The organism is Helicobacter cappadocius, from assembly GCF_030688855.1.
Classification (GTDB): Bacteria; Campylobacterota; Campylobacteria; order Campylobacterales; family Helicobacteraceae; genus Helicobacter_J; species Helicobacter_J cappadocius.
This window is the reverse complement of record NZ_JAUYZK010000002.1, coordinates 207454-228018: the sequence shown is the minus strand read 5'-3', so window position 1 is coordinate 228018 and position 20565 is coordinate 207454. Positions and strand designations below refer to the sequence as shown.

Below are 20565 nucleotides of genomic sequence, written 5' to 3'. Positions count from 1 at the left end.
TTACCATTAGCACTAGTTTGAAAACTATTTCCATAAATATCCCCAATGATGCTTGTATTCTTTGAGGTGAGGGTAGAATCACTAGAGAGGCTTACTGTCTTGCTAAGCCCTGTGAGTTTTAAAACTCCACCTGGATTATCTAAAATCAGTTTGTTTTTGGAGCTATCAGTATTAGAAAAATTAATTGTAGGAACATCAAAAATTGAAGTTATGCTTCCTGAGGGAGTGCTTTTCAATTTTCCTTGATATGAGTTTTTTACATTTGAATCAGAGCTAGATAGGAGTGAATTGTGATTTAAGATTACACTCAAAGCAGAATTGTTGTTACTAGAAAGCCTTCCATAGAATTTCGAATTCACAAGCGAAGATGTTCCATCCGCATTTAAAAGAACATTATCCCCAAAGATAAAGCTCCCTCCATTATTCCAATCGCCTATCAAAGAAGTATTAGAAAGTTTTAAACTTGAATTAGTTGCTACTTTATCGGTATTTGTTAGAACCAAAGTAGAATTCGTATCTATTGCTACTATATTCGTTTTGCCACTTCCTAGTGTAACATTAAGCAAATTAGACTTATTAGTAATAGAACCTTGTCCCAAAAAAGAGAGGTTATTATCATAAATATTACTACCTAAATCAATATACTCTCCATTAAAAGAAGAAGCCACTAAAGGAATCGAGGTGTTAGGGTTAAAAACTGGGGAACTTGGATCGTTATTGGCATTTTTAATATTAGCTTCATTGGCAACTTCTGCTGAAGTGAAGGTCAAATCCAAAGCATAATCACTTTCTTTGAGATCAGAGTTAAAAGTGGTATTTAAGAATTTAAAGGTAGTGCCTTTAGTAATAATATTTTTATCAGTACTCTTAACATCCTTATAACCTGAAATATGAGCTTGAGATTTTGAATCAGTAAAAGAATCCGTAGTTCCATTTGAGTTTTTAATACCATCAACCGCATTAATTCCGATCACTCCGGCATTATGTAAAAGTTCAACTAAAGAGTTGTTAGAATCACTTTGTTTGTTTTCAACTCCCTCTAAACCGTAAATAGTGATTTGATTATCAGTATTGTTGCTTCCTGCTATTTTATCAGTGGTTCCTCCTAGAAGAGTACCTCCAAACTTAATAGCATTACTATTGTCAGTGAAGTTAAAAGTTATGTTATGCTTTCCAATTCCTACAATCCCTAGTCCGTAAGGATTGGAATTTTTAGAATAATCTAACGAAATAGAAACATCTTTGGGTGTAGAAGTGACAGTTCCATCTGCTGCTTTGGTTTCAATGGTCTTTCCAATCACATCCACTAGCAATGTATTGTAAAGATTGAGTGTTCCTAAATAATCGGTGATTTGAGAAACATTAAGAGAACCTGCATTATAAAATCCATAGGTAGAATTTGCTGTTCCACCTCTTATAGTTCCTGTATAACCACTTGTTTTATTATCAAAGGTACCTTCTGTAAAAACAAAATTGATATGTTTTTCAATATTATCTCCCACATAACCAATATTTCCATTAGAAGATTTCCCTTTTACATATTCTGCATTTGTGGTGCTAGAAGCAGTATTTGTGAGAGTATAAAAAATATTTGAATCATTAGCAACAATATTAGGAGTCCTATTTGCACTATCTTCCAACATAGCATTTCCAAAGGTTGCATTTAATGCTAAGGAGGTATTAGCCTTACTTAAAGAAAAACTAGAAGTGTTATCAGGAGTTGATGTGTCAGTAGAGGAGGGGGCTAAGATAACGTTAGTCTTAGAGAGAGAAAGGTTTCCTTTGATATTACTTAGAACAATCCCTGTGTTATCAGTAATGCTGTCTAATATATCTGTTTTTAAAGATAAGGTGCCAATATTAGAAAAACTAAAAGAAGAAGAGGCATTTCCTCCAGTAATTTTTGCATTGGATTGCTTGTTGTTGATAATATTATTGTCATCTGAAACAGAAAAGTTAAAAGAAATATCTGCCTTAGAATTAGAACCAAGATAAATATTTCCTATAGTAGTTTTAGAATTTTCATTATCTGTAAAATCAAAATTTGCAAATAAACTTCCATTATATGCAAGAGAACTTGTTCCAATATTTCCATAGCTTTGTCCTTGCGTATTTTTTAAAGACAAAGAGGAATTTTGAGAAGTGTTGATAATATCACCCAAAGAGGAGGAAGAAAAATCACCTGTTATTGTGCCATTATTAAAAGAGATATTTCCTATTTTGGCATTAGAAATATTTTTAAAATTAAGCGTAGAGTCGCTACTAGCAGAAGTAGCTGAAATAGATTTTATATTAAGAGTTGTGTTATCAAAGGAAGCATCCAAGGTAACTTTTCCTGCTTTTAAATTAGTCCCTGCGGTGCTATCAGTGCTAACAGTACCTTCAAAGGAGGAATTTCCAGAAAACGAAACCTTTAATTCATTATTTAGGGTCGTAGGGTTGATTTTTGATACTAATTTGCTTTTAAGTACGATATTTCCCTTCATAGAAGAATCAACAAATGTAACATTACTAACAGTATTTTTTAAATCAGGATCTACAGTACTTGGTGTAATGCCACCACCAATATCTCCTATGAATTGGGAATGGTTTTTAAAAGTAGCATTGAGAGTTCCATCTCGCCAAGTCATCCTTCCGTACATAGTAGAATTATCCAAATTAACAGCAATGCTTCCCCATCTTGCAAATAGCTCATTTGAACTAGAATTAGCAGATTTGCCAATAATGGAATTAGACTCTGCGTTCAATGTGAGTGTGCCACCTAATTTGCCTTGTGTGATACTGCCTCCTGAAGTGGTTATAGTGCCTGCAAAAGAACTTGAGTTTAAAACAATATTAGAAGTGCCACCTGTTGCTTTTATATTACCATCTATTGTAGAGTTGCTCTCTGAAGTGATACTTAAATATCCAGAATCGATTTCTATATCTTTCTTCATATTTGATTGATTTTTAAGAGTAAATATAAAATTAGAATTATCTGTTAATTTTATATTAGCATCTATGCTAGAATTATCTAAACTCCAATTCCACTGCTCTCCTGTGCGATTTGTTATGCTTCCTACTATAGAAGAATTGTTAGTAAAAGTGGCATCTATATTTCCATATGAGGGGGATAAAGTGGTTAACCACTTAGAGCCAGAATCAAAGGTAGCTTCAAGCATAGCTCCTTGTTCTTTATTGTCTTTGTAATTTTTTCTTATTCCACCTTTCCATATGGCACCATCACTAAAGGTCATTTTCATTTTGGCGAGGCGGCTACTAACATTCCCCACAAAAGCATAACCTTTCAAACTTGCATTGCTATCTCCTGTATAATTTCCACTGAAACTAAAGCTAGAAACTCCACCAAAGTTGTTATCAGAATTCTCAATATCTCCATTCCATACAGAATCTTTAAGAGAAGCATTGACAGTTGATCCACTAGCGTAATAAAAATCATCTTTACCTGAACCTGTATTCAAGATACTTTTATATACATTCATAGATTTTATTGAACTTGAACCACTCCAAAAACCACCACTTAGCTTTAAAGTTCTATTGTCGCCACTTCCTGAGAGGGTTAGTCCGCCTCCAGAGTAATTTCCACCTATACAAGCAGATTCTGAATCAAATGTACAGTTAGAATTTCCAAATGTAGTTGCTCTGAGTTCTCCACTAAAAGAAAGAAAAAAACTAGATAAAACTAAAGAAATAATTGGAATAAAAGTTTTTTTTTGAATTTTTTTATTGTTTAAATCTAAAAGTTTATCAAAATCCTTTGAAAAAGGACTTTTAAATAAAGACGATGGGGGGGGGGGCATTACTGAATTTTGTACATCATAAGGCATTAATTTGGTTTTATACGTTATATTTCTCACAGGATTTCCTTGTTTAATTTTAGTTGTCTTTTCGGGGGCGGAAGTGTAGCACAAAAAAGTAAACTTCATATAATGGTTTAGATACTTAGATGTATCGCGGTTAAATACATATAGTTTGAAAATTATGGTTTTCATAACTAAATATAATTTAAAAGGCAAATAATGAGATACTCCTTAGAGGCTGAAGGTTTTGCAAACGATTTATTGTTTTGGTGTTCCAGGTTTATTAGACATAAAATAACCACACTTTCTAATCGCAATGTAAAAGACAAAGAATGCGTCCGAGATGCTCTATTTAAAATAGACAAGATTAAAAATATTTCAGAATTAGAGACTATATGCAAAAATGTCAGAAATGCTGGATTAATAGGCATTGGAACTTACGCATCTCCTGTTATTAAACTTTATGAGCATTTTGTAAGTAAGAATATTTTTACCTCAATGAAAGAAATAGACGAAGAATCTCTGATTGATTTTTTAACCATATATACGAGCAACTTAAGCGTCGCGAGTAAGAAAAACTATCGTATTGCACTCATAGGTCTTTTTGGGTATATTGACAAACAAAATCGTGACAATACAGGCATTTCATATGTTTATAATATAGAACTTAAAAACATTGGTGGCACCAGAGGCAAATCTGGTCAAAAACTCCCGACCTATATGAATGAATCAGAGCTAGAAAAATTTTTTCGTGGCATAGAATGTTTTAAAATGTCCCCAAAAATTGCTTCAAGAAACCGCTTAATTATCAAGATGATTATCTATACTGGAATTCGCGTGAGTGAAGCACTCAATCTAAGATTAAAAGACATAACCTTAGAAAATGATGTATATCTTTTAAGTATCAGAGGTAAGGGAGATAAATATCGTATGGTGATGATTCGTAAAAAAAATATAGAGATTCTTCTGAAAGACTGGCTAAGTATTCGCAATACTATCAAAGATATTGAAAATAATCTACTTTTTTGTAATCAAAAAGGAGCAGCTCTCTCTCAAGCTTATATCTACAAAAATGTTGAAAATATTTTAATGAGTGCTGGAATCAGAAAAGAAAAAAATGGAGCACATATGTTACGACATTCTTTTGCTACCCTACTCTATCAAAAACATCAAGATTTAGTTCTTGTTCAAGAGGCACTTGGACATGCTGATCTAAATACAACGCGTATTTACACACATTTTGACAAAAAGCGACTACTAGAGGCTGCGAACACAATGGAAGATATTCCAAAAGATATGGAAGATATTCCAGAAGATTAAGACAAGAAAATTATAGTTAATATCATTTCAAATAAACATCATATTCACTTTTTATAACAACTTCTGCAATTATACTCGCTTGTATTCCTTCATTGCGAAGTTCATAGACAAGTTTTTGTGCATTTTTTTCATCCATAGCTATAAGCAATCCTCCTGAAGTCTGAGCATCATAGCAAATAATATCATTATATTTGGTTGTATTTTTTACCCTATGTTCTAATGCCTTTTTATTCTCATAACTCCCTCCTGGAACAACACCCTTATCAGCGAGTGTTATAGCATTTTCAAAAAATAAAATCTTATCATAATGCAAACATATAGAAATATCCTTATTCACCATTTCGCATAAATGTCCTATAAGTCCATATCCTGTTACATCCGTACAAGCACTGAGAGGATATTTTTTTGCACACATAGCAGTATTTAGATTTAAAGTCATCATGCTAGAAACCACATCTAAATTCGTGGCAAATTCCAACTCATCATTTTTAAATGCTGTAGTAAGTATCCCACTTCCAATAGGCTTGGTAAGAATAATCACATCACCAATTTTTGCAGTATTGTTGCGCCAAAAAATATTATCTTTAATGATACCGCTTACAGATAATCCATATTTTTGTTCTGTATCATTTATACTATGCCCCCCTAATAACGCACATTCACATTCAATCAATGTATCTAAAGAACCCTGCAAGATTGCATTAATATCTTGAGTATCTAAATGTTCTTTATCCCACATCAGAATACTCATAGCACTGATAGCTTTTGCCCCTTTGGCAAATATATCACTCAGAGAATTTGCTGCAGCAATTCGTCCATAAATATAAGCATCATCTACAATAGGCGTGATAAAATCCACACTTTGAACTAAGAGAGTGTTATTATCTAAACGAAAAATACCACAATCATCGTTGTTTTTAAAATCTAGCAAAAGATTTTTATAATCAGGTTGTTTGAGATTGGCTGTGATTTGTTTGAGATCTTCCAGACCCACTTTAGCAGCTCAACCCGCACAACGAACAAATTTTGTCAATTTTTTGTTCATATCCTTCCTTATAGTGAGATTGTACCTTCATTGCAGAGCATATCTTTCATTACATCAAGTGCGTTACTGATTTTACCCACAAGAACCTTATCTTTTAAGTCAAAATGCACAAGACAAGTTTCGCAAGAAAGTATCTGTACTCCAAATCCTTCTAAAATTTTTAAAGAGGAAATAATATTAGCATTTTGCACGATCGAATTTTCAGTGCTAAGTAGCACTCCACGATTAAGAAAGACAATTTTTTTAGGTAAGATTTCTTTGGGCATTTTGGTGATTGCTATAAAACCATTTGCAACAATACTGCCCAAATCACCCTCTCCTATTTTATCTGATTTCAAAAGTATAGTTTTATTTTTCATTTATTTACTCCTTGATTAAAACAATGGATTGTTTTTAAAAATACTTCATATAAAATTCTTAAATCTTCGATTTTTACACATTCATTAGCTGAGTGAATTCTATCATTTAATACCCCAAATTCTACAACCTCTACCCCAAAACTACTAAAATAACGAGCATCACTTGTTCCTCCACTTGTGCTAAAACTTGGCGTTATGGAGCAAATTTCTACAACAACACTGGATAAAACTTTAGCGATCTTTGAATTGCTACTTGTAATAAATGGCATAGAACTTTGCTTAAGTTCAAGATCGTATTTGAGTCCATTTAGGATTTTCTTAATATAAGTTTCTACATCAGTGATATTTGTGCGAGTAGAATTTCTGATATTAAACATCATTTTAAGGTTTGCCGGGGTTACATTGACTGCTTGTATTCCACCTCTTATATCGGTTACTACAAGCTTACTAGGAGAAAAATGCTCATCTCCATCATCTAGCTCTATACCCGCTATTAAGCCTAGTTTATCACCTAGTAGTTCAATTGGATTAGAACATTTTTCAGGATAGGCAACATGACCTTGAATACCTTGTATATTTATCACTCCATTGATAGAACCACGTCTCCCAATCTTGATCGTATCTCCTATCTTCATGCTGCAAGTTGGTTCAGCAACAATAGCCATATCTGGAAGCAAATTTCGCTTCTTTAAAGTTTCTAAAACAACCTTAGTTCCATAAATACCCGGACCTTCTTCATCGCTTGTTAGCAATACAGAAATAATAAGAGATTGTTTTGCTTGAGCAGATGAATAAGTAGTAGCAAAATCTCTTATTGCACATATAAAAGCACTCACACCACTCTTCATATCTTGCGCACCTCTTCCATAGAGATACCCATCTTTTAAAGTAGATTTAAACGGATCGTACTCCCATCCATCTCCAGGTGGAACAACATCTATATGTCCAGCAAAACATAAATGTAATGGCTTCCCCTCCCCTACTTTAAAATGTTTGAATAAAAATATATTTTTTACATCGCCTTCATGGATTGTCAAAACCTCAAAATCTGGTAGTTGTGATTGAATAAAATCATAGATACCACATTCTTTTGGTGTAACGCTAGGATAGCTTATGAGGTGAGATAAAAATTCACATACATTTGGATACATTTGCTTCCTTAACAAGATTTTCGCAAGTGAATATACAGATGCAATACATCCAAACTTGCAGGGGTTATCCCACTAATTTGAGAAGCATTAAATAAGCTTTTAGGACGAAATTTGTTAAGTTTTTCAACTACCTCAAGACTTAGGCCAGGAATCCCATCAAATACAAAACCTTCAGGAATTTGAACCTCAAGCATTTCATTCATTTTAGAAATACTCTCATATTGTTTTTGAATATAGCTATGATATTTACATTGTATGCGAATTTGATCCAAAGCTAATTCGCTAAAATCCTGAAATATAGGATTAAATTTCTTTAATTTTGCATTATCAAAACTATCCCTACCTATTACAAGCATTGGGGAACATTTATCATTTATTGGAATCTCATTAAGGCTATCAAGCAAAGCTAGATTTTCTTTTGAAGGTGTGAGGGTGGCATTTTCTAAAAATTCCATCGCTTCTGAAATATTTTTGATATCTTTGGAAAATTTTTCATAATCCTTCTGCTCAATTGTCCCTAAAACATGTGCGTATGGTATTAATCGAAAAATTGCATTATCTTCGCGAAGCAAAAGTCGATATTCTGCCCGAGAAGTAAAAACCCTATATGGCTCTTTTGTCCCTTTTGTTACCAAATCATCAATCATTACACCGATATAGGCTTCATCTCTACGTAAGATAAACTCTTGCATATCTCCAAAACAATTAGAAAATCTATCACTCTCTTTTTTTAAGCTCAAAACCGCATTGATACCCGCCATAATGCCTTGTGCTGCTGCTTCTTCATATCCTGTAGTACCATTGATTTGACCAGCAAGATAGAGATTTTTAATTTTTTTGGTCTCTAGTGTATGAAAAAGCTCTGTAGGTTGTACATAATCATATTCGATTGCATAACCATAGCGAGTGATTCTTGCATTTTCAAGTCCTTCTATGGAAGCAATGATTTTTTCTTGAATATCAAAAGGCAAAGAAGTACTCAATCCATTCACATAGTATTCTGTTGCTTCTATGGTTTGAGGTTCTAAAAACAATTGATGACGTTCTCTATCTGCAAAACGATTAACTTTGTCTTCGATACTTGGACAATATCTAGGACCCACCCCTTCTATTTGACCTGTAAATAAAGGGGCTCTATGAAAATTATCACGAATGAGCTGATGCGTTTTCTCGTTTGTATAAGTCACATAACAGGGAAGTTGTATTGGATTAAAATTTTTAACATCAGTTTTATAGCTAAAGCTAGGAGCAGGAAAATCTCCGTTATGAATCTCAAGTTTAGAAAAATCAATCGTTTTTCCATCTATCCTTGCACAAGTGCCAGTTTTAAGTCTTCCCATTTCAAAGCCTAGAGATTCTAGGCTTTTTGAAAGCCCTATTGAAGCATTTTCTCCAAATCTACCATTTTGACTCTTGCTCTCCCCTATATGAACCAAACCTCTAAGAAAAGTTCCTGTTGTGATAATGATTTTATTTGCATAATAAATCTTTCCAATGCTTGTTTTAACTCCAACAACACTATTATTTTGCACAATCAGTTCTTCTGCAATTTCTTGAGAAACGCTTAAATTAGGAGTATTAAGAACAAGATTTCTAGCAAAAATTCTGTATTTATCCATATCAATCTGTGCTCTAGTTCCTCTCACAGCAGGACCCTTAGAGGCATTTAAAGTCCGATACTGTATCCCACAATTATCCGTAATAATCCCTATTGCCCCTCCTAGTGCATCCACCTCTTTTGTCAAATGCCCCTTTCCTAGTCCCCCTACAGCAGGATTACAACTTGCCAACCCTATATTCTCTACCAAAATTGTCAAAAGATGGGTTTTTGCCCCCATTTTTGCACTCACAAGACTTGCTTCAATCCCAGCATGTCCTCCACCAATCACGATCACATCATATTTCATATTTTTTCTTACCCTTAAAAAAATAATTTTTTAGGATTATAACAAGCTTTAATCAGTTTTAGATTATAATTTATCAACAATATTAAGGATGAGGCAAAAATGAATTTTAAAGATTTTTTTTCAAATAGCTTTAGCAAAGAAAAACAACGTTATATCACTGGATTGATCATTATAGCAGCCCTTGTGCTGATTTTTTGGATCAATGAAATCATTCTTGTTTGGGCAGTTCTAGGGGCTGCTTATTTGATTGGATTTTCTGAATCCATCAAGCTTTTTGGTTGCAAATCACATTTTATGATGTATGTGTTAGCTATTCTTGTATGGATATTTGCTGGGCTTAATGGCAGACCTATAGAATCAAGTATTTTTGTGGCAATGTTAATGGCTGGATACTTGGGCTATAGAAAATCTTTTGAACCTAAACAAATCCTCCCTTTTATTTATCCAAGCATCCCTTTTTTAGTGTTATTTGCCGTGTATAAAGATTTTGGAGTTAGGGCTATTATATGGCTTGTTGTAGTGGTTGCACTTACTGATATTGGAGCATATTTTGGAGGAAAAGCATTTGGACGAACTCCTTTTAGTCCTACTTCTCCAAACAAAACCCTTGAAGGGGCTATTATTGGCTTAGCAGTTGCCGTTGCGGTGGGTAGTTTCTTTGGTATAGGGGTAGGAGGAAATTTTATTGTTGGAATAGTATTTAGTTTTGCGATCTCTATCAGTGCTATTTTGGGAGATCTATATGAAAGCTACCTCAAAAGAAATGCAAATCTCAAAGATAGTGGAAGAATTTTACCCGGTCACGGAGGTATTTTAGATAGATTAGATGCGATTTTATTTGGAGCTATTATGATGCACTTTTTGTTGTATTTTTTAGAAATGTGGAAAGAATCCTCCATAATAATGATTTGAGGAATTTTTCGTGATACTTTTAGGAAGCACAGGAAGCATTGGCGTAAATACGCTCATAATGGCTCAAAAATTTAATATTAAAGTGGAATCTTTGAGTGCAGGAAGAAATATAGAGTTATTAAACTCTCAAATTGCCAAGTATCGACCAAAAAAGATTGCCATAATCCACGAAGAAGATATACACAAACTAACTCCCCAAGGTGCAAAAATTTATGTCGGAAATGAAGGTATTTGCGAGATGATTGCTGAATCTTCCTCTTCTTTGGTTGTAAATGCTATCGTCGGATTTGGAGGTCTTGACCCCACACTTACTGCTTTAAAGTACAATAAAAAACTTGCACTAGCAAATAAAGAATCTCTTGTTATTGGTGGCTGGATGATAGATGCTAGTAAGATAATCCCTATTGATAGCGAACATTTTGGATTATGGTATCTAAGTGGCAGTAGGCCTATTAAAAAACTCATTATCACTGCTAGTGGCGGAGCATTTAGAGATATTTCATCAAAAGAAATTCCTACAAAAAAACCCATAGATGCACTCAAACATCCTAACTGGAAAATGGGGAAAAAAATCACCATTGATTCTGCAAGTATGGTGAATAAATTATTTGAAATCCTAGAAGCAAAATGGCTCTTTAGATACGATGAGATAGAAGCTTATATTGAAAGAAGCTCCAATATACACGCCTTGATTGAATTCTTAGATGGAAGCTTGGTGGCACATTTTGCCACTCCAGATATGAAGCTACCCATCGCATATGCCCTAGACACACTTCAAGCAAAAAATACTCCTGTGATAGATGGTATTGATATTTTGAATATCCCTCCCATAAAATTTGAACCTATAGATATTAAAAAATACCCTTTATGGGAACTAAAAGAATCTCTTATAAAAAATCCAAAATTAGGAATTGTATTGAATGCAAGCAATGAAATTGCAGTAGAATATTTCCTCAACCACAAAATTAATTTTGGCAATATTAGTTCCATAGTGCTAAAAAGTATTGAGAGATTCGATCGTGAGGTTAATAGAGTTCAAAATAAAAATGATATATCAGAAATAGATAAAGAAGTTAGAGAATTCAGCAAAAGCTTGATTTAAAAATCAAGCGACCAAAAAAATATTCCAAACTGCTATTTCTAATTTTTCTTATTCTTGGTCTTATTTTCTGGTTTGAACCAATTTTTGATTCTATCAAAACACTCTTCAAAAAGATTTTTGTGTGGCTCACTCTCATAGCCAAAACTATTATGAAGTTCTAGCAAAAGCTCTCTTTGTTCTTCGTTGATAGACTTTGGATAGACAATCTTGATCACTGCTATAAGATTTCCGTAATTATTCCTATTGACCTCCTTAATCCCCTCACCTTTAAACACAAACCTAGAACTATCTTCAGAATTTGGCGGAATGCGAAGTTCAAGCTCTCCTTTCAAAGATGGAATTTTTACATTTGCTCCAAGCGGGATTGAAGTAAAAAATACAGGAACTTCAATATATATATCAATACCATCGCGTACAAAATAATCGTCAGATTCTACATAGGTAAGAATATATAAATCTCCCCTTGATCCATTTTTCTGCTGATTACCCTTGCCAATAATACGAATTCTATTTTCATCATCTACACCTTCTGGCACATTGATTTCAAATTCTTCTTCTATAAAAACAAATCCTTCAGCATGACAGGTTGAACATTTTTCTTTTGCAAGACTTCCTTCTCCATTACATTTTGAACAAGTTTGGGCAAAGGTCATAAAACCTTGACGCATAAATACCTGCCCCTTACCTTGACATTCTGGACAAGTTTCAATCTTTCCATCTTTTGCACCCGTACCGTTGCAATCTTTGCAAAAAGATTTGTATTTGGTTTTGATGTTTTTCTTACATCCAAAAACAGCCTCTCTAAAGCTCAAATCAAGCTTATAAAGATAATCAGGTATAAATTTGCTCTTAGATTCTTTTTTCCTAGAGCCTCCAAAGTTAAACCCAGAACCAAATGCTGACTCAAAAATAGAGCCTAAATCTCCAAATATATCTCCAAAATCCTTGCCACTAAAACCACTGAAACCATTATTTTCAAGTCCTTGTTTGCCATACCTGTCATAAATTTGTCGTTTGGATTCATCACTTAAGACCTCGTAAGCTTCGTTGATTTTTTTGAACATTTCCTCAGCTTCTTTATCATCTGGATTTCTATCTGGATGATATTTGAGTGCCATTTTTCTATAAGCTTTTTTGATTGTTTCTTTATCGCTAGTTTGACTAACTTCTAAGATTTCATAATAATCAAAACTTTCCAAAACCATACTCTCCCAAATCTCAAAATTTTAATTTGTAATTCTATCTCAAAAAAGTTTTATTCATTGTTAAAATACCTTGAGATATTATTTTGATTATGAAAAACTATAAAAACAGCTTAAATCATTTTTTTTCACTTATAGAAGCTTTTGAACAAACCCCTAGCATAGGGAAAAAATCTGCCCAAAAGATGGCTTATAACCTAAGTGTTAGTGATAAATATCTAGGATTAAAGATTGCTCATTTACTAGAAAATGCAATTGATAATATTCGTAAATGCAATCTATGTGGAGGACTTAGCGAAGATGAAATCTGCGAAATTTGTATGGATGAGGAACGAAATAATGGACAACTTTGCATTGTTTTGCACCCTAAGGATATTTTTACAATCGAAGAGATTGGAGATTTCAAGGGCTATTATCGAGTAATTGAAGATCTTGAAAATTTAGATTTTGAGACTCTAAAAAAGCATATCCAAAAATGTGCAATTAAAGAAATTATTTTTGCTTTTTCTCCCACTCTTGCAAATGAAGCTATTATGCTTTATATTGAAGACAAATTAAATGATATTGATATTATTTTTACCAAAATTGCACAGGGAGTACCTACTGGAATTGGACTTGAAAATATCGATCAACTATCTCTTTTGAGAGCATTTAGCAGTAGAGTAAAATTATGATTTTTGGCATTATCATTTTTGTTTCATCTTAGGATTGTCTAAGCTTAAAGCTTGTACAATGATCACCTGAGTTGCTTAATTTGGGCAATTGAGAAAAACAAAAGGAGACACGATGAACAAACTTCTCATTCTAACACTAGTAGGTGCTATGAGCGTAGCAATGGCAGCTGAAGCTCCAGCAGCATTCAAAAAATGCATGGCTTGTCATGGTGCAAATGGACAAAAAGTAGCTCCAGGTGCAAAAGGTGGTATCACAATCGCTGGTTTGCCAAAAGACAAACTACTCAAAGATCTCAAAGGTTACAAAGCTGGAACCGCTGATAATGGTGGCGCAAAAGCAATTATGTATAGTCAAATGAAAAACGTTTCTGATGCAGATATAGAAGTTCTTGCTGATTATATTAGCAAACTTCCTGCAAAAAAATAAATGGTTAGGTGGGGGAAATCCCCGCCAATAAAATATGTCAGAAATACTTATAAATTCAACAAAATTTAAAAATAATCTTGATCTCATCGCTGAACATATTGGCGATAAAGATAAACTAGCTCTTGTCATGAAAGATAATGCTTATGGTCATGGGCTACAAGAAATCGCCACCTTAGCTTGTGCTTATGGTATCAAGAATATTTTTGTTAAAAATGAATCTGAAGCTCTAAAAATAGCTCATTTATTTGAACATATCACTGTTTTATACGGTCGTATCTGCAATGATTCTCCATTGAACATCCACGTTTCCATAAACTCTATGGATAATATTCATTCACTTGAGCCATCGCGTTGCGTAGAACTCAAGGTAAATACAGGAATGAATCGCAATGGAATCCCCAGAGAAAAATTGCAAACTTTTATCGAGGAAATACTCTTAAAGAAACTAGTTCTATTTGGAGTATTTGCGCATAATGGGTATGGAGATGTGTCAGAACAATCTTTTCAAGACGCTCAAAAAGTTTTCTCAGAGGTCAAAGAAGAGGTTTTATATCTAGCCGAAAAATTGAGTTTCAAAATTCCAAGATTTCATTCTCTAAGCTCCTCAGGAACACTAAGAAGTGATAAAATAGAAGATGATCTAGTTAGAATAGGAATCGCTGCATATGGGTATCTTAGCAATACTTTTGATATTCCTTTGAGCAAGAAGCTCACTCCCATAGCTTCACTTTGGGCAGATAAAATCTGCGAACAATCCCTAAAAAAAGGATCTAAAATCGGTTATGGTGGCAAAACCGTATTAGAAAAAGATACCATTATTAGCACTTATGATATAGGCTATGGAGATGGATTGTTTCGTATTAATGGAAATAAACCATCATTAAAAACTGCGGAAGGCTATATCATATTGCCTGTGACTTCAATGGATTGTTTTTCTTGCGAAAGCACCCTTGAAAGAGTTTGTGTTTTTGATGATGCAACCTCAATAGCCAAATTATTTGATACAATCCCTTATGAAGTTCTCACTAGCTTATCTCCCTTTATAAAACGTTCTGTTATTTAATGAATAAAATCTACTCACTCAACCACTCGCCGATTGATTTTCATTTTTCACAAAATCCTAGAGATTTTATTGTTAGAGAAGTTCCTCTTTATCATTTTAGCAATGAAGGTGAGCATCATATACTCAATGTGCGAAAAAAAGGTTTGAACACCATAGAGATGATTAATATTTTTTCCAGTATATTAGGAATCAAATCAAGCGAAATCGGTTATAGCGGACTAAAAGATAAAAATGCGATGACTTCCCAATATATCTCTATTAATAAAAAATTCACTCAAAATCTAGATTCCATACTTCCACTTTTAGAAGAAAAAAATATTAAAATACTCTCCTGCACTTATCACAACAATAAATTAAAAATAGGACACTTAAAGGGAAATAACTTTTTTATTCGTCTCAAAAAAGTCACACCAAGCGTCTTTGAAAAAATAAACTCTGTTCTTAAAATAATCGAAAAAAATGGTTTGCCAAATTATTTTGGTTATCAGAGATTTGGGAAAGATGGAGAAAATTTTTTAGAAGGTCAAAAAATTGTTCGAGGGGAGCTGAAGATAAAAAATAAAAGAATGAGTGATTTTCTCATATCCTCATATCAAAGTTTTTTATTTAACCAGTGGCTTAATTTTCGAGTAAAAATTAGCAAAATTTTCCAAGCTTTTGAACCTCAAGAAATTCTTCAAGCTCTGTGTATGGATAATATATTTTCTGAATACAGACAAACAAATATACAAAATCTAAAAACACTTGATATTGCAAAAATCAAATCTATCAAAAACCAACCTTCTTTATTTAAACTCTTTGAGGGCGATATTATGCACCATTATCCTTATGGAAAAGTTTTTGAACTTGAAACACAAAACGACATTTCTCGTTTTTTTGATCGAAATATCACCCCTACAGGACTACTCAGTGGGAAAAAGGTTCTAAATGCTACAAAAGTAGCTGGAGAAATTGAGACTTGTTTTATTGATAAATCTATCCATGCAACAGGTACAAGACGTTTTGCATGGATTTGGATAGAAAATCTAAAATATAACTATATTCAAGAAAATGCATGGCTAGAGCTTGAATTTTTCTTACCTAAGGGTAGCTATGCAACAACTCTTATTGAGGAGATTGCTCATAGAAATGTTAAGATTGATTAAAATTCTTTTGCGATAATAGAATATATTCATCTGACAAAGGGCAACTAAATGAATTTTCAAAAAATCATATTTCGTAATCATTTAAAAACAAGTGCCGTTTTAGTGACTTATATCGTGATTTTTATTTTTATTGGACTGCTTGTAGATATTATTCGTATCAATGCCCCATCTTTTTTTGAGGCATTGATAAAACTTATCACTTTTCAGATTTTTCCACTTGCAACACTCTGCATGCTTGGAGTGGCTGTTTTGATTATTTGTTTTTCTGTTATAAATTTTAAACAAATTATATTGAGTGGAAGTGAGTATAAACTCTTAGATCCTTCAAAAGTGATGAATCAGACAGAACGTAGAATATATGGTATTTTAGAAGATCTTATCAAAGAATCTGATACCTTATTTGTCCCTAAACTTTACATTATCGATGCTCCCTATATCAACGCATTTGCAAGTGGATGGAATGAAAACAACTCCCTAATTGCACTCACAAGCTCTCTGATAAAGAGACTTGAATATGAAGAAATAAAGGCAGTGATGGCACACGAACTAAGCCATATAAGACATGGAGATATAAGACTTACAATGTGTGTGGGAATATTAAGCAATATTATGCTTTTGGTCACGAATTCTATTGTATGGATATTTTTAGGTTCAAATCACCAAAAAGGTGCAAATACAGCAAGGACAATCTTATTGATTTTGCAATTTATTTTACCCATCTTTACTTTCTTTTTACAGATGTATTTAAGCCGAAGTCGAGAATATATGGCAGATAGCGGAGCTGCGTACATTATGAATGATTCTAGACCTATGATTAGAGCATTACAAAAAATTAGTGCTGATTATAATAGCACCGATTATTCTCAGGTTGATACCAATCCTACCCGCAAGGCTGCCTATATTTTTGATGCTTCTGAAACCTTTAGCACACATCCTAGCACCCAAAACAGAATAAAATCTCTATTAGGTAGATAAATGACTAATCAAAATTATTTCGATTATTTTTTTAAAAAAATCGGTGAAAATATCGATAGAGAAGGACTTAAACAGACTCCTGCAAGAGTAGAGGAATCTTGGGATTTTCTATATAGTGGCTACACAAAAGATCCAAAAATGGCACTTGGAAGTGTGTTTGAACAAGGTGCTTGTGATGAAATGGTAATGATAAAACAAATCGAATTTTATTCAATGTGCGAACATCATATTCTTCCATTTTTTGGACATATTAGCATCGGATACATCCCAGATAAAAAAATAGCTGGGATCAGTGGATTGGTGCGATTAGTAGAAATTTATTCAAGAAGACTTCAAATACAAGAAAGATTAACAACTCAAATAGCAGATACCATCATGGAAGTCTTAAGTCCAAAAGGCGTAATGGTGGTATGCGAGGCTAAACACTTATGCATGAGTATGAGGGGGGTCCAAAAACAAAATGCAAAGATCAATACAAGTGCAATTCGAGGACTTTTTAAATCAGATTCTAAAACCCGATCGGAGTTTATGCAACTTCTAAAATCTTAAAACTTAATTTCCTTAGACATCCCCCCTCCCCACGAAGAGAGAGTTTGTATTCTTATTTAACTGCTTTGATAGCTTTTTCTAAAATTACCTGTGCTTCTGCTTTACCTTGAAAGCCTTTTACCTTTACCCATTTATTTGGTTCAAGCATCTTATAAGTTTCAAAGAAATTCTTGATTCTATCTAATGTAATTTTAGGTAAATCACTCAATTCTTTAATATGATCATATCTAGGATCAATTTTACTCAATGGCACAGCCAAAAGTTTTTCATCCATACCACTTTCATCCTCCATAATAAGAACACCTATCAAGCGAACTTTGATAACACTCCCAGCTTGAAGCGGGTATTCATTCAGAACCAAAATATCAGCTGGATCGCCATCATCACTCAATGTATTAGGAACAAAACCATAGTTAGCAGGATAAAACATCGCACTATACATAATGCGATCTACAACGACTGCTCCACTATCTTTATCTATCTCATATTTAATATTTGATCCATAAGGTATCTCTATGACTGCATTTATTTTGTCTGGATTTTCTCCTACAGGGATTTTTGATATATTCATTTTTAACTCCTTATATTTTAGTTTGGATAAATGTTTCCATTTCACTCACGATTTCTTGAATACTTCTCTCGCCATTGATTTTTTTCAAAATATTCTTTTGGGTATAAAAATCTTGAATCGCATTTAATGGATCGGTATAAACCTTCATTCTATTGTTGAAAACTTCTATATTATCATCAGCTCCCCTTGCTCTTCCCAAAACTCTATCACGAGCTATTTCTTCACTAACTGTTACTTCAATAACACTTATCAAAGAAACTTCATTTTGAGATTTTAGTTCAACATCTAACGCATTCATTTGTTCAACGCTTCTAGGATACCCATCAATAAGAATAACTTCTTTAGGTGCATTTTTTATAGCCGTGATAATAGTACGAACAACGATTTCTAATGGAACTAAATTGCCCTTGCTAGTAAAACTCTCTATTAATTTCCCCTGTTCGCTACCACTTGCCACTTCTGCTCTAAGAAGATCACCTGTAGAATAATGCACGATTTTATCGCTAAAATTTTTTGCGATAAGTTCTGCATCGGTAGTTTTTCCGCTTCCGGGTGCTCCGATAATTAAAAATAACTTTTTCATTTTTTCTCCTCTTAAAATTTTAATTCTTAGAACTTGGGTTTCGTAGTCGAATATGAAGCTCTCTCAACTGTTCTTCACCTACAACACTTGGAGCATTTGTAAGTGGGCAGGTGGCTTTTTGAGTTTTTGGAAATGCAATCACATCTCGAATGCTATTAGATTTTGTCAACAACATCACCAATCTATCAAGCCCTATGGCAAATCCACCATGTGGGGGTGCTCCAAAACTCAAAGCATCAAGCAGGAATCCAAATTTATCCTTTGCTTCTTCTTGAGAAATTCCTAAAATATTAAATACCTTCTCTTGAATTTCTTCTTTATGTATCCTAATACTCCCCCCTCCAAGCTCAACACCATTTAAGACAACATCATAGGCGATTGATTCTATTTCTTCAACATCTTCTTTATCTATATTTTTTGGCATAGTGAAGGGGTGATGTAGGGCATAAGCACGTCCATCCGCTTTTTCAAACATTGGAAAATCCACAACCCATAAAAATTCAAATTGATTGTCCTGGTACATTTTCATATCTTCAGCGATTTTCAAACGCAATCTTCCCATATAATCCCAAACAATCTTTTTATCCCCTGCTCCGAAAAACACAATATCCCCGACTTTTGCTTCAAGTCTCTGTATTAGTTTTTTTAGATTCTCTTCAGATAAAAATTTTACTAATGGTCCCTTTGCTCCATCTTCTTTAATCTGAATATAAGCCAAACCTTTAGCACCAAATTTTCGAACAAATTCTTCAGCTTCCCCCAAAGTCTTACGAGTAAAAAATTCATCGCCTCCATCAACCTTCAATGCCTTGAAGCGATTTTTTCTTGTATCTAAGGCAATGTTTTTAAATATTTCATTACTAGAATCTACAAATAAATCACTCACTTCAAATAATGGCATATTAAATCTCAAATCGGGTTTATCTGAACCATATGATTCCATCGCTTCAAAATATTTCATGCGTCTAAAGGGAGTTTGTATTTTTATCGAGGCTACATCAAAAATGTCTTTGATAAGATTCTCTGCTACTTGCATGACATCTTCTTGAGAACAAAAGCTCATCTCAACATCGATTTGTGTAAATTCAGGCTGTCTATCCGCTCTCAAATCCTCATCCCGAAAACATTTTGCAATCTGAAAATATCTATCAAACCCACTCATCATCAAAAGCTGTTTATAAAGCTGCGGACTTTGTGGCAATGCAAAAAATTCACCATCATTTACCCTGCTTGGAATCAAATAATCTCTCGCTCCTTCAGGAGTCGCTTTTGATAATATGGGAGTTTCCACTTCCATAAATCCCATCTTCATCAAAGAATTTCTTGTGGTTATAGCCACATCACTGCGAATTTTAAACACATTATAAGATTTCTTCGATCTTAAATCTAAATATCTATATTTAAGTCTCAAATCTTCATTTACACTCTCATCGCCAATAGCTATAGGAGGAGTGAGACTTTTGTTTTCTATAATCAGATCACTCAAAATAACTTCAATCTTACCTGTTTTCAACTTTGGATTCTCAAGCCCCTCTCCTCTTGCTCTGATTTTTCCTCTACCAATAAGCACATATTCATCGCGTACATTTGTTGCCACAGAATGCGCTGTTGTAGCAGGATCGGAAACTAGCTGTATAAGTCCGCTCTTATCTCTAAGATCAATAAAAACAACTCCTCCATGATCTCTATAAGTATTACACCAACCACACAAGACAACTTCTTTTCCAATATCTTTTTCATTTAAATCAGCACATAAATGTGTTCGCATTCTTTTCCTTTT

Annotated in this window: 18 protein-coding genes; 9 read left to right on the top strand and 9 right to left on the bottom strand. The window is 33.6% G+C overall.

What is annotated here, in order from left to right; translation table 11 throughout:
* Positions 1–3857, bottom strand: a 3857-nt coding sequence (locus Q5I06_RS02450) for a beta strand repeat-containing protein (protein WP_305516620.1), incomplete at its 3' end; no start/stop codon positions are given.
* Positions 3858–4019: 162 nt separating this feature from the next.
* On the opposite strand from Q5I06_RS02450, the gene Q5I06_RS02445 reads away from it, so the two are divergent.
* Positions 4020–5120, top strand: a complete 1101-nt coding sequence (locus Q5I06_RS02445) for a tyrosine-type recombinase/integrase (RefSeq protein ID WP_305516619.1) — start codon at positions 4020–4022, stop codon at positions 5118–5120.
* Between the two features lie 22 nt (positions 5121–5142).
* Here the strand turns inward: Q5I06_RS02445 and selD are convergent, their stop codons facing one another.
* From selD to mnmG, 4 genes are read right to left on the bottom strand one after another with little or no spacing between them, the layout of a single operon-like run.
* Positions 5143–6114 (bottom strand): selenide, water dikinase SelD, encoded by a 972-nt coding sequence (selD, locus tag Q5I06_RS02440; RefSeq protein ID WP_305516618.1) that lies wholly within the window; start codon positions 6112–6114, stop codon positions 5143–5145.
* 59 nt (positions 6115–6173) lie between these two features.
* Positions 6174–6524, bottom strand: a complete 351-nt coding sequence (locus Q5I06_RS02435) for a hypothetical protein (protein ID WP_305516617.1) — start codon at positions 6522–6524, stop codon at positions 6174–6176.
* Positions 6521–7675, bottom strand: coding sequence for a succinyl-diaminopimelate desuccinylase (gene dapE, locus Q5I06_RS02430; RefSeq protein ID WP_305516616.1), 1155 nt, complete (start codon positions 7673–7675; stop codon positions 6521–6523). Before dapE ends, Q5I06_RS02435 begins: the two co-directional genes overlap by 4 nt.
* 8 nt (positions 7676–7683) lie before the next feature.
* On the bottom strand, positions 7684–9582 hold the full coding sequence (mnmG, locus tag Q5I06_RS02425; RefSeq protein ID WP_305516615.1) for a tRNA uridine-5-carboxymethylaminomethyl(34) synthesis enzyme MnmG: 1899 nt from the start codon (positions 9580–9582) through the stop codon (positions 7684–7686).
* Between the two features lie 99 nt (positions 9583–9681).
* On the opposite strand from mnmG, the gene Q5I06_RS02420 reads away from it, so the two are divergent.
* Positions 9682–10494, top strand: a complete 813-nt coding sequence (locus Q5I06_RS02420; protein WP_305516614.1) for a phosphatidate cytidylyltransferase — start codon at positions 9682–9684, stop codon at positions 10492–10494.
* Between the two features lie 10 nt (positions 10495–10504).
* Entirely contained in the window at positions 10505–11596 is a 1092-nt protein-coding gene (gene dxr, locus Q5I06_RS02415; RefSeq protein WP_305516613.1) for a 1-deoxy-D-xylulose-5-phosphate reductoisomerase, read from the top strand.
* Positions 11597–11634: 38 nt separating this feature from the next.
* Here the strand turns inward: dxr and dnaJ are convergent, their stop codons facing one another.
* Entirely contained in the window at positions 11635–12801 is a 1167-nt protein-coding gene (dnaJ, locus tag Q5I06_RS02410) for a molecular chaperone DnaJ (RefSeq protein WP_305516612.1), read from the bottom strand.
* Between the two features lie 89 nt (positions 12802–12890).
* Here dnaJ and recR point away from each other — a divergent pair, with 89 nt between their 5' ends.
* The 6 genes from recR to folE all read left to right on the top strand — a co-directional run bounded on the left by recR (position 12891) and on the right by folE (position 17631).
* On the top strand, positions 12891–13472 hold the full coding sequence (recR, locus tag Q5I06_RS02405; protein ID WP_305516611.1) for a recombination mediator RecR: 582 nt from the start codon (positions 12891–12893) through the stop codon (positions 13470–13472).
* Positions 13473–13584: 112 nt separating this feature from the next.
* Complete coding sequence (locus Q5I06_RS02400; RefSeq protein ID WP_305516610.1) at positions 13585–13899, top strand: c-type cytochrome; 315 nt, start codon at positions 13585–13587, stop codon at positions 13897–13899.
* Positions 13900–13933: 34 nt separating this feature from the next.
* Positions 13934–14962, top strand: coding sequence for an alanine racemase (locus Q5I06_RS02395; protein ID WP_305516609.1), 1029 nt, complete (start codon positions 13934–13936; stop codon positions 14960–14962).
* Entirely contained in the window at positions 14962–16107 is a 1146-nt protein-coding gene (truD, locus tag Q5I06_RS02390; RefSeq protein WP_305516608.1) for a tRNA pseudouridine(13) synthase TruD, read from the top strand. Before Q5I06_RS02395 ends, truD begins: the two co-directional genes overlap by 1 nt.
* A 48-nt stretch (positions 16108–16155) precedes the next feature.
* A complete protein-coding gene (htpX, locus tag Q5I06_RS02385) occupies positions 16156–17082 on the top strand; it encodes a zinc metalloprotease HtpX (RefSeq protein ID WP_305516607.1) in 927 nt (308 codons plus the stop codon).
* On the top strand, positions 17083–17631 hold the full coding sequence (folE, locus tag Q5I06_RS02380; RefSeq protein WP_305516606.1) for a GTP cyclohydrolase I FolE: 549 nt from the start codon (positions 17083–17085) through the stop codon (positions 17629–17631). It begins immediately after the preceding gene.
* Positions 17632–17683: 52 nt separating this feature from the next.
* On the opposite strand, the gene ppa is transcribed toward folE, so the two are convergent.
* Genes ppa through aspS form a run of 3 tightly spaced genes read right to left on the bottom strand, consistent with a single transcriptional unit; the run spans position 17684 to position 20553 of the window.
* Positions 17684–18202 (bottom strand): inorganic diphosphatase, encoded by a 519-nt coding sequence (gene ppa / locus Q5I06_RS02375; protein ID WP_305516605.1) that lies wholly within the window; start codon positions 18200–18202, stop codon positions 17684–17686.
* 10 nt (positions 18203–18212) lie between these two features.
* On the bottom strand, positions 18213–18785 hold the full coding sequence (locus Q5I06_RS02370; protein ID WP_305516604.1) for an adenylate kinase: 573 nt from the start codon (positions 18783–18785) through the stop codon (positions 18213–18215).
* Between the two features lie 19 nt (positions 18786–18804).
* On the bottom strand, positions 18805–20553 hold the full coding sequence (aspS, locus tag Q5I06_RS02365) for an aspartate--tRNA ligase (protein WP_305516603.1): 1749 nt from the start codon (positions 20551–20553) through the stop codon (positions 18805–18807).
* Between the last annotated feature and the right edge of the window lie 12 nt (positions 20554–20565).

Coding starts and splice junctions, on each gene's coding strand:
- ppa (WP_305516605.1), bottom strand. CDS start 18,202: ATGAATATATCAAAAATCCCTGTAGGAGAAAATCCAGACAAAATAAAT.
- htpX (WP_305516607.1), top strand. CDS start 16,156: ATGAATTTTCAAAAAATCATATTTCGTAATCATTTAAAAACAAGTGCC.
- truD (WP_305516608.1), top strand. CDS start 14,962: ATGAATAAAATCTACTCACTCAACCACTCGCCGATTGATTTTCATTTT.
- folE (WP_305516606.1), top strand. CDS start 17,083: ATGACTAATCAAAATTATTTCGATTATTTTTTTAAAAAAATCGGTGAA.
- recR (WP_305516611.1), top strand. CDS start 12,891: ATGAAAAACTATAAAAACAGCTTAAATCATTTTTTTTCACTTATAGAA.
- Q5I06_RS02445 (WP_305516619.1), top strand. CDS start 4,020: ATGAGATACTCCTTAGAGGCTGAAGGTTTTGCAAACGATTTATTGTTT.
- Q5I06_RS02395 (WP_305516609.1), top strand. CDS start 13,934: ATGTCAGAAATACTTATAAATTCAACAAAATTTAAAAATAATCTTGAT.
- dapE (WP_305516616.1), bottom strand. CDS start 7,675: ATGTATCCAAATGTATGTGAATTTTTATCTCACCTCATAAGCTATCCT.
- Q5I06_RS02400 (WP_305516610.1), top strand. CDS start 13,585: ATGAACAAACTTCTCATTCTAACACTAGTAGGTGCTATGAGCGTAGCA.
- Q5I06_RS02420 (WP_305516614.1), top strand. CDS start 9,682: ATGAATTTTAAAGATTTTTTTTCAAATAGCTTTAGCAAAGAAAAACAA.
- mnmG (WP_305516615.1), bottom strand. CDS start 9,582: ATGAAATATGATGTGATCGTGATTGGTGGAGGACATGCTGGGATTGAA.
- dnaJ (WP_305516612.1), bottom strand. CDS start 12,801: ATGGTTTTGGAAAGTTTTGATTATTATGAAATCTTAGAAGTTAGTCAA.
- Q5I06_RS02435 (WP_305516617.1), bottom strand. CDS start 6,524: ATGAAAAATAAAACTATACTTTTGAAATCAGATAAAATAGGAGAGGGT.
- aspS (WP_305516603.1), bottom strand. CDS start 20,553: ATGCGAACACATTTATGTGCTGATTTAAATGAAAAAGATATTGGAAAA.
- Q5I06_RS02370 (WP_305516604.1), bottom strand. CDS start 18,785: ATGAAAAAGTTATTTTTAATTATCGGAGCACCCGGAAGCGGAAAAACT.